The sequence below is a fragment of the Myxococcus sp. CA040A genome (genome assembly GCF_013336725.1).
Taxonomy (GTDB): domain Bacteria; phylum Myxococcota; class Myxococcia; order Myxococcales; family Myxococcaceae; genus Myxococcus; species Myxococcus llanfairpwllgwyngyllgogerychwyrndrobwllllantysiliogogogochensis.
On record NZ_JABUMR010000020.1, the window covers coordinates 72,368 to 80,647 of the forward strand.

Sequence of the window (8,280 nt, forward strand, 5' to 3'; positions counted from 1 at the left end):
GGTGCGGCCGGCCACCCCGGCGCCCGCCCGCCGGGCAAGGGAGGAGGCTGGAAGCAGGGCACCTCGGACGCCGCATGCGCACCCTTTTTTGCGGAAGTCCCCCATTCAATTCGAGTGAGGCAGCGGATGGCGACGGAGCGAGCGGAGCGGTTCGTGGAGGCACTGTCGAGACTGGAGGAGAGCGGCGATCTGGAGGGCCTCATCGAGCTCTTCAGCGACGATGCGCGCGTGAGCAACGTGGCCTCGTCCCGGGTCTTCTCCGGCAAGGAGGGCGCGCGTCAGTTCTGGCGCGAGTACAAGGGCACGCTGCGTCAGGTGAAGTCCACCTTCCGCAACATGATTGAGGCCGGCGACAGGGTGGCGCTCGAATGGGAGTCCCAGGGCACCGCGCACAACGGCGCGGCCGTGGCCTACGAGGGCGTCTCCATCCTCGAATGGGACGGAGAGCACATCCGCCGCTTCTACGCGTACTACGACCCGCACGCCCTGGGCACGGAGCTGGCGCACGGCACCGCGCGACGCTCGGAGGTCCCCGCCACCACGCCGGCATGATTCCGTCAGGCTGACTCGGGCGTCCGGGGCAGCTCCACCGTGACGGTGGTGCCCAGCCCCGGCGAACTCTCCAGGTGGATGTGCCCGCCATGAGCCTCCACCACCTGCCGGGAGAACCACAGCCCCAGGCCGAAGCCGCCGTAGTGCCGCAGCGGCACCGCGCGGCCGAAACGCTGGAAGAGGTGCGCGAGCTGCTCGGCCGGAATGCCGATGCCCCTGTCCCGCACCACCAGCCGCGCCAGGTCTCCGGGGATGCAGGACACCTCCACCTCCACGGGCCGTCCCAGGCCGTACTTCAGGGCGTTGGACAGCAGGTGCGTCACCATTCCATCCACGCGGGAGTGGTCCCACCGCCCGGGGACGGCGTTGGAGGCGTGCAGGAAGAGGGAGGCGCCCGCCCGCTCGCGCTCCTCGGTGAAGCGCGCCATCACCTCGCGGCACACGTCCACCAGGTCCACCGGCTCTGGCGTGAGGTGCAGGCGGCCCTCGGACAGGTGGGCCACCTCCAGCAGCTCGCGCACCAGCCGCCCCAGCCGGTCCACCTGCTGCACGGCCGACGTGGTGCGCTCGCGCACGTCCCCGTCCGAGGACATCCGCCGCAGCCGCGAGAGCTGGAGCTTGAGGGCCGTCAGCGGCGTGTTCAGCTCGTGGCTGGCGATGGCGAGGAACTCGTCGCGCAACTGCAGCGCCTGCTGCGTCTGGTGGAAGAGGTGCGCGTTCTGCACGGCGGCGCTGGCGCGGCGGGCCAGCTCCACCGCGAGCGCCAGGTCCTCCTCCGTGTGGTGGCGGCCGGACAGACAGTGGCCCAGGGTCAGCGCGCCCAGCACGCCCTCGGGCGTCTCCAGGGGCACGGACAGCCAGGAGGTGGGGGAGATGGCGCGCAGCAGGGACAGCTGCTCGGGGCCGCACGCGGTGGCCTCCACCCAGGCCGCGTCGATGTCGGGGTGGAAGGCGGGAAGGCCGCTGGCGAGCGCGCAGATGGGCGTGCCCGGGCGCTCGGGCGGGTGCCAGCGACTGGCGGCGAGCAGGCCCGCGCACTCCGGCGTGGCGGCGTGGAAGGTGCGGCGCACCTCGTGGTCCGGCCCGAGCACGTCGATGATGCAGAAGTCGCCCAGCGTCGGCACCAGTCCCAGGGCCACGCCGCGCAGGGTGTGGCCCAGGTCCAACGAGGTGGCGAGCACCGCGGTGGCGTGCTGGAGCAGCCCCACGCGCTCCACCTGACCGCGCTCGGCCGCGAGCAGCCGGGCCCGCTCCAGGGCCATGGTGGCCTGCTGCGCCAGCATGTCGATGAAGGCGCGCTCCTCCGTGTCGAAGTCGTGCGCGCGACCCCAGATGAAGGCCAGACAGCCCACCGTCCTGTCCCTGGAGAAGAGCGGAAGGCAGGCGATGGACACGTCACCACTCTCGGGGCGGGCGGCCTCGGCGGCCTCCGGGAAGCGCACGGCCATGGAGGTCAGGTCCGTTATCCACAGCGGGGCCCGGTCGCGCACGGCCACGGCCACCGGGACGTGGGGGGCGCCCACGGGGACGTGGGTGAAGGCGGCCTCCACCGCGGGGGGGCAGCGCACGCTGTGGACCATCTCCAGGGACGTGCCCGCCGCGTTCAATAAATACAGCCCCCCGGTCTGCGCCTCCAGGGTGCGCACGGCCTCCACGACGACGGCGCGGGCGACGTCCTCGGGGGTGAGGGCGGCGGAGAGGGCCAGCGTGAGGGACTGGAGGCTGCGCATGCGCGCGCGAGCGAGCTCGGCGCTGGCACGGGCCCGGCGGCTTTCTGCCAGCAAATCCCCCCCCGGACCCTGTCCTTCGTCGGGTGGTGGCAAGCGGAGGCTGATGGACGAATGCTTCTCCATGCGCGCTGCCCGACGGCGCAGGTGACGCCGCGAGCTCCGTGCACTGAAACGCATCCCAGGCCGGATTTCCGGCCCCGGCGGGATGAGTGTCCTGCGGCAGTCAGTCCTCCGCGCGGCCAGTGAACACACCAGCCGCCGGCTTCCGACCCCGAGCCCGGAGGAAGGTGGCTGTCGGACAGACGGCCCCGCCCCTCAAGCGGCTTCCGCTACGCGGAGTGTGGCGCTACCGTCCCGCCTGGACCTTGGAGTCACTCCTCCGAGGTCATCACTGGCACGGAGGTTTCGTTCGGGTCTCCCAAGCAGGCTGTCTCCGGTCGCCTCCGCCTTCTGGCATCGCGTCCACGAAACCCCTGGCCGGTCCCTGTTGCGGCGACTTTGCAATCGGTTCCGGGTTCTTCGTGAGTCACGTCGGCATGATGGAAGCAGGACGCCCGGCACACCCTGAAGCCCCGTCCGCCTCGGCCACCTGCCACGCGCCCTCACGGATACCCACTGATGAACCGTTTCGCCGCCGTCCTCGTCATCCTGTCCTTGCTGTCCACCACCACCGCTCGCGCCCAACAGAAGTCGCCGCCACCCAAGGACGCGCCCAAGACGGAAGCGCCCGCCGAACAGCAGCCCGCGGCGGAGGACCCTTCGCTGGACTTCGACCTGCTGGAGCCTGACGAGCTGGCGGGCGCGGCCAAGGTGGACCCGGAGCTGCAAGCGCGCCTCGACCGCCGCCGCACCATGCTCAAGCTGCACCAGGGGCTGGGGTTCGCGCTGGCCGCGGGGCTCGTCACCACGACGGTGCTTGGCCAGCTCCAGTTCAACGACTCGTTCCGCGGTGGCGGTGATGACCGCAACCTGCTGGGTCTGCACCGCGGGTTCGCCGTGGGCACCTCCGTCGTGTTCGCCTCCGTGGGCCTCTTGGGCCTGTTGGCCCCCAAGCCCCTGGAGAAGGAGGAGTTCCAGTGGGACACCATCACCTTCCACAAAATCTTCATGTCCATCGCGACGGCGGCGATGGTGGCGCAAATCATCCTCGGCATCATGGCGACGGACCGGTATGGACGGCTGTCGGAGACGGACCTCGCCACCGCGCACCAGGTCGTTGGCTTCACCACCCTGGGCGCGGTGTCGGCCGGTATCTTCACGCTGTTCTTCTGAATCTTTTCGCCCGCGTGCCGTTGGGCATCGGGTGGGCTGACATTGATTTTCTGGAGATGGACATGACTGTTCGACGACTGGCGCTGCTCACCACCCTGCTTGTCTCCCTGCCTGCCCTGGCCCAGGGCACGGCGAAGGCGTATGCGCTGAAGAAGGATGCCAGCACCCTCACGTACCGACTCAATCACCCGGCGCACAAAGTCGTCGGCACGGCGAAGCCCATCGCCGGCAAGGCGAACCTGAAAGCGGACGGCACGCTGCAGGTGATGGTGGTCGCCAACGTGAAGGACTTCGACTCGGAGAACCAGAACCGCGACATCCACATGCAGGAAGTGACGGAGGTGGCCAAGTACCCCACCGTCGAGTTCAAGGGAGCGGCCACGGGGGTGACGGTGCCCACGACGTTTCCGACGAAGGTGCCGGTGACGCTCAAGGGGCAGCTCGACTTCCACGGGGTGAAGCAGAAGGTGGAGGTGCCGGTGACGGTGCTGTTCAAGTCGGCCACGGAGGTGACGACGGATGGCTCGTTCACCGTCAGCCTGGAGTCCTACAAGATTGAGCGTCCCTCGCTGTTGATGGTGAAGGTGGACGACGAGCTCGTGCTGGAGCCCAGGCTGGTGTTCGAGGTGGAGAGCAAGTGAGCACGTCGCGACGAGGTTTCTTGAAGGGCATCCTCGGCACGGGCGCGGCGGGTGCGGCGGCGACGGCGCTGCCGGGCTGCGCGCCGGATATCGACCCCGCGCCGGTGACGGACGTGTCGGCCAGTGACGCGGGCACGGTGGACCTGTTGGTGTCGCGCTATCCGGACCTGGAGCGCGTGGGCGGGGCCATCACCGTGCGAGTGGCGGGCGAGGACACGCCGCTGCTCGTGACGCACGCGGCGCGGGACGACTACTCCGTGTTGTCGTCGCTCTGCACGCACGCGGCCTGCCCGCTGGGGTTCGACGGCCGGGAGGTCGTCTGCCCGTGCCATTTGTCGAAGTTCAATCCGGCGGATGGCTCGGTGACGCAGCGGCCGGCCACGGTGGGGCTGCGCAAGTTCGCCTCGAAGTACAACGCGGGGACGCAGGTGCTGAGCATCGACCTGCGCGCCGGCGAAGATGGCTTCCCGTCGGCGGTGGGCGGCGAGGTGCGCCTGCCTTTCGCCGAGTTCCCCACCCTGCGGGACAACGGCAGCGTGGTGGAGGGTGTCCCGGGCGGCTACGGCAAGCGCATCTTCGTCTTCCGGCTGGCGGACGGCTCGCTGTCCGCGGTGGACGGGCTGTGTACGCACCAGGCCTGTGAGGTGACCTCGCGGCCGGCGGAGCAGGACCTCATCTGCTTCTGCCACAACTCCATCTTCACGGCGAAGGGCGAGGTGACACAGGGCCCCGCGGTGCTGCCGTTGAAGAAGTTCACCGTGACGGAGACGCCAGACGCGGTGGTGGTGACGGGCGTGCAGTGACGCTCGGTGGGCGACCTTCTCTCTGTCGGTGAGAGGGTTTGCACCGGAGGGCCTCGCGGGTTTCCACGAGTGTGGGGACTCACGAGGCCCTTGACGTTTTCGCTCGCGCCGAGGGCGAGTGGGGCCTCTTGTACCCCTTGGACAAATCGAGCATGGATCTCCCGGGAAAATGGAATCCATGCCGACCAACCGGTTTTGTCCGAGGCTGTCCTGGCGAAGTGGGGCCTGGGTGTGGGGCTTGTGGCTCGGGCTTCTGGTGTTGCCATTGCGTGCGCGGGCGGAGGTCTCCCCCGACGTGCGGCGCTACCTGCTGTCCATCAACCGGCTCATCGAGGACCTGGCGTATGAGCGGGCGCTGGAGCAGATCGCTCGCGCGAAGAAGGTGTCGAAGGGCCCCGAGGACGACGTGGCGGTGTCTCTCTATGAGGGAGTCACGTTGGCGGAGCTGAGTCAGGGGCGGCAGGAGGAGTCGGACGCGGCCTTTCAGGCGGCCCTCTTCCTGAATCCAGACGCGAAGCTGCCGTTGACGGTGTCGCCGAAGCTGCGCAAGCGCTTCGAGGCGGTGCGGCAGAAGGTGTTGAAGGAGCTGGCGTCGCGCGGTGAGCGCCCGGACGCGTTGAAGATGGACGTCCCTGAGTCCCCGCAGCCGGTGGTGCGCGCTCCCGTGGTGTCTGCCGCACCGGTGGCGGAGGTGGCCACGGAGGGCTCCTCGCTGCGAGAGCGGGCGTGGATGCCGGCCGTCGTGGGTGGGGTGTTGGCGGTGGGGGGCGGGGTGATGTGGTTCCTGGCGTCGAAGGAGCAGGGGAAGCTGGATGGGCCGTCCGAGGACATCCGCACGGAGAAGGATGCGCGTGCGGTGGCTTCGCGGACGCGGTCGCTGCAGTCGGTGGGCGTGGGGCTGTGGGTGGGTGGAGCGGTGAGCCTGGGCGTGGCGACGGGGATGTACTTGCTGGGGGCACCGGAGCCGGGCCCGCTGGCGCTGACGGTGGGGACGGATGGCACGTCCGCCTTCGTTACCGGGAGGTGGCCGTGAGGTCGCTGGTGCGCATCATGATGGCGGTGCTGGTGGCGGCGGGGTTGCTTGGCATCGCGTCGTGCATCGACGTGGATGGCGCGACGAACAAGTGGTGCCGGGAGAACCCGGGGATCTGCGACGGCGACGCGGGTGATGCCGGTGACGCGGGTGATGCAGGTGACGCGGGTGATGCCGGTGATGCGGGCGACGCCGGAGGCCCCAGGCCGACGGGCTGGTCGTCTCTCAAGTCCCTCCCGGAGCCTCGCTCCGGTCATACCGCGACGCTGCTGGAAGGTGGCGGTGTGCTGGTAGTGGGTGGGCTCTCGACAGGTGGTGTCATCATCGCCACGGCGGGGGTGTATGAACCGTCCACCGGCGATTGGACCGCGGTGGACTCGCTGGATACGCCTCGCGTGGACCACACCGCGACCCTGCTTTCGGATGACAGGGTCTTGGTGGTGGGTGGACGTCAAAGCGAGACGGATGCCGTGGCCAGTGCCGAAATCTACGACCCGAGCACCAAGACCTGGTCGCCCGCTGGGACGATACCCACGGGCCATCGCGCGGCGCATGCCGCCGTCTTGTTGCCCTCGGGCCAGGTACTGGTGGTCGGAGGGGGAGAAAACGCGACTGGCGGACTGCGCACCACGGCGCTCTACAGCCCGACGGCTGGCGCACCGGGAACCTGGATGGATGCGGGGACGCTGGATGCCGGCCGTAACACGCTGACTGTGAGCCTGGTGAATGGGGTCGCTCTGGCGGTCGGCGGCTACAACAATGTCGGGGCCGAGAATTCCACCGAGACCTACCTCCCGGATGGAGGATGGCAGCCCATCCAGCGGTCGGTACTGGGCGTCGGACGACAGGGACACACGGCGACCTTGCTGACGTCAGGAAAGCTGTTGGTCGCTGGCTCCAAGGTCGGCAACACCGCGGTGCTCTTCGACCCAACTCAGAGCACGTGGTCCGGCGCGAGCAGCATGTCGGTGCCACGCTTTGGCCACACGGCCACGCCCCTGGCGGGGGACAAGGTGTTGGTCACCGGGGGATTCTCCAACGCGGCCGAGAGCGCGGCTCACGACACGGCGGAGTTGTTCATTCTGGACAGTCCGGCGGGGCGCTGGACACAGGCCGGAAGCATGTCGACCTCTCGGGTGGGCCATACCGCTACGCGCTTGAGCAAGGGAGAGGTGCTTGTGATTGGCGGCACGGACGTCGCGGACGACTGGAATCCGCTCAGCATCGTCCAGCTCTACACCCCGTGACGTCCCACCGCTGAGGCATCCCCTCATTCAGCAAGCTGACGAGGAAGCGGCAGGTCCGCCGGCTTGTGCGCAGAGTAGAACACCCTCGACAGGGTGAGCCCCCATCAATGAAAAGGAGGTGTAGGCCTTCCTCGACGGACTCTTCGGGGACGACTGCATGCCAAGAGGGTCTTGTCGCTGTCACTGGCGACGCTGGGCGTGGTCCATGCGGCCAGCCTGTCGGGAATGCCTCAGGTCAGTCCCAGCAAGTACACTCCGGCCGAGGGGGACGCTGTCATGTCGCAACCAAGTGGGGAACGCCGGTGGACGTTGCCGGCCCGAGGAGCGGACTGGGTCGTCGTCCCATCCGCCAGCCGCGAGGCGCGCGAGGCGCAACGGAACTGGGTGCCGGACGTCTTCGTCACGTCCGCTCTCGACCACTGGCTGACGACGCCCACGGCGCGCACGCTGCATGCCATGGACGAGGCGCTCGGCGGCGGCCCGCTACTGGGGCAGTCCCGACTGGAGCGCGGCCAGTACGAGCGACGCCTCAAGCAGCGGCTCGCCGACGCCTTCACCCGCGGCGAGCTGGTGGCGCTGGAGGTGGAGCGCCCCGTGCTCGTGCCCCCACCCTGGCCGGATACGTTCATCCAGAAGTCCGCGGAGGCGTCCATCGAGGAGCCGACATGGCTGGTCATCGAGTTGACGGACGAAGGGGGCAAGCCCGTCCCCAACGCGCACTACATGGTGACGCTGCCGGACGGCACCACTCGAGAGGGCACCCTCAACAAGAACGGCTACGCCCGCGTGGACGGCGTGAATCCGGGGCAGTGCCAGGTCTCCTTCCCCGACCTGGACGGAAGCAGTTGGAGATGAACTACCAGTCGACAAGACTTGAGGAGGGGGAGATGCCCACCACCCACGTCGTCACGCAGGGCGAGTGCCTCCTGCTCATCGCGCGGCGCCATGGCTTCGCGGACTTCAAGCGCCTCTACGAACACCCGGACAACGCGGAGCTGCGCG

General features: G+C 69.0%; 8 protein-coding genes. 7 read left to right on the forward strand and 1 reads right to left on the reverse strand.

From position 1 onward, the window contains the following. The first annotated feature begins 126 nt into the window (after positions 1-126). A complete protein-coding gene (locus HUA75_RS44640; protein WP_141646645.1) occupies positions 127-552 on the forward strand; it encodes a nuclear transport factor 2 family protein in 426 nt (141 codons plus the stop codon). A 5-nt stretch (positions 553-557) separates the two neighbouring features. Here the strand turns inward: HUA75_RS44640 and HUA75_RS44645 are convergent, their stop codons facing one another. Beyond that, positions 558-2,282: a GAF domain-containing sensor histidine kinase gene (locus HUA75_RS44645; protein WP_174489931.1), complete on the reverse strand. Its 1,725-nt coding sequence runs from the start codon at positions 2,280-2,282 to the stop codon at positions 558-560. Between the two features lie 618 nt (positions 2,283-2,900). Between HUA75_RS44645 and HUA75_RS44650 the strand changes: the two genes are divergently transcribed. The 6 genes from HUA75_RS44650 to HUA75_RS44675 all read left to right on the forward strand — a co-directional run bounded on the left by HUA75_RS44650 (position 2,901) and on the right by HUA75_RS44675 (position 8,133). After that, on the forward strand, positions 2,901-3,554 hold the full coding sequence (locus HUA75_RS44650; protein WP_246137581.1) for a hypothetical protein: 654 nt from the start codon (positions 2,901-2,903) through the stop codon (positions 3,552-3,554). A gap of 62 nt (positions 3,555-3,616) precedes the next feature. Beyond that, on the forward strand, positions 3,617-4,195 hold the full coding sequence (locus HUA75_RS44655; RefSeq protein WP_141646648.1) for a YceI family protein: 579 nt from the start codon (positions 3,617-3,619) through the stop codon (positions 4,193-4,195). After that, entirely contained in the window at positions 4,192-4,998 is an 807-nt protein-coding gene (locus HUA75_RS44660) for a Rieske 2Fe-2S domain-containing protein (RefSeq protein WP_174478661.1), read from the forward strand. Before HUA75_RS44655 ends, HUA75_RS44660 begins: the two co-directional genes overlap by 4 nt. A 229-nt stretch (positions 4,999-5,227) precedes the next feature. After that, entirely contained in the window at positions 5,228-6,031 is an 804-nt protein-coding gene (locus HUA75_RS44665) for a hypothetical protein (RefSeq protein ID WP_371746342.1), read from the forward strand. Next, the gene (locus tag HUA75_RS44670; RefSeq protein ID WP_174489933.1) at positions 6,028-7,278 is read left to right on the forward strand and encodes a kelch repeat-containing protein; all 1,251 of its coding nucleotides are present in this window, start codon (positions 6,028-6,030) and stop codon (positions 7,276-7,278) included. The genes HUA75_RS44665 and HUA75_RS44670 overlap by 4 nt, the downstream gene beginning before the upstream one ends. A gap of 276 nt (positions 7,279-7,554) precedes the next feature. Then, entirely contained in the window at positions 7,555-8,133 is a 579-nt protein-coding gene (locus tag HUA75_RS44675; protein ID WP_174489934.1) for a carboxypeptidase-like regulatory domain-containing protein, read from the forward strand. Positions 8,134-8,280 lie beyond the last annotated feature (147 nt).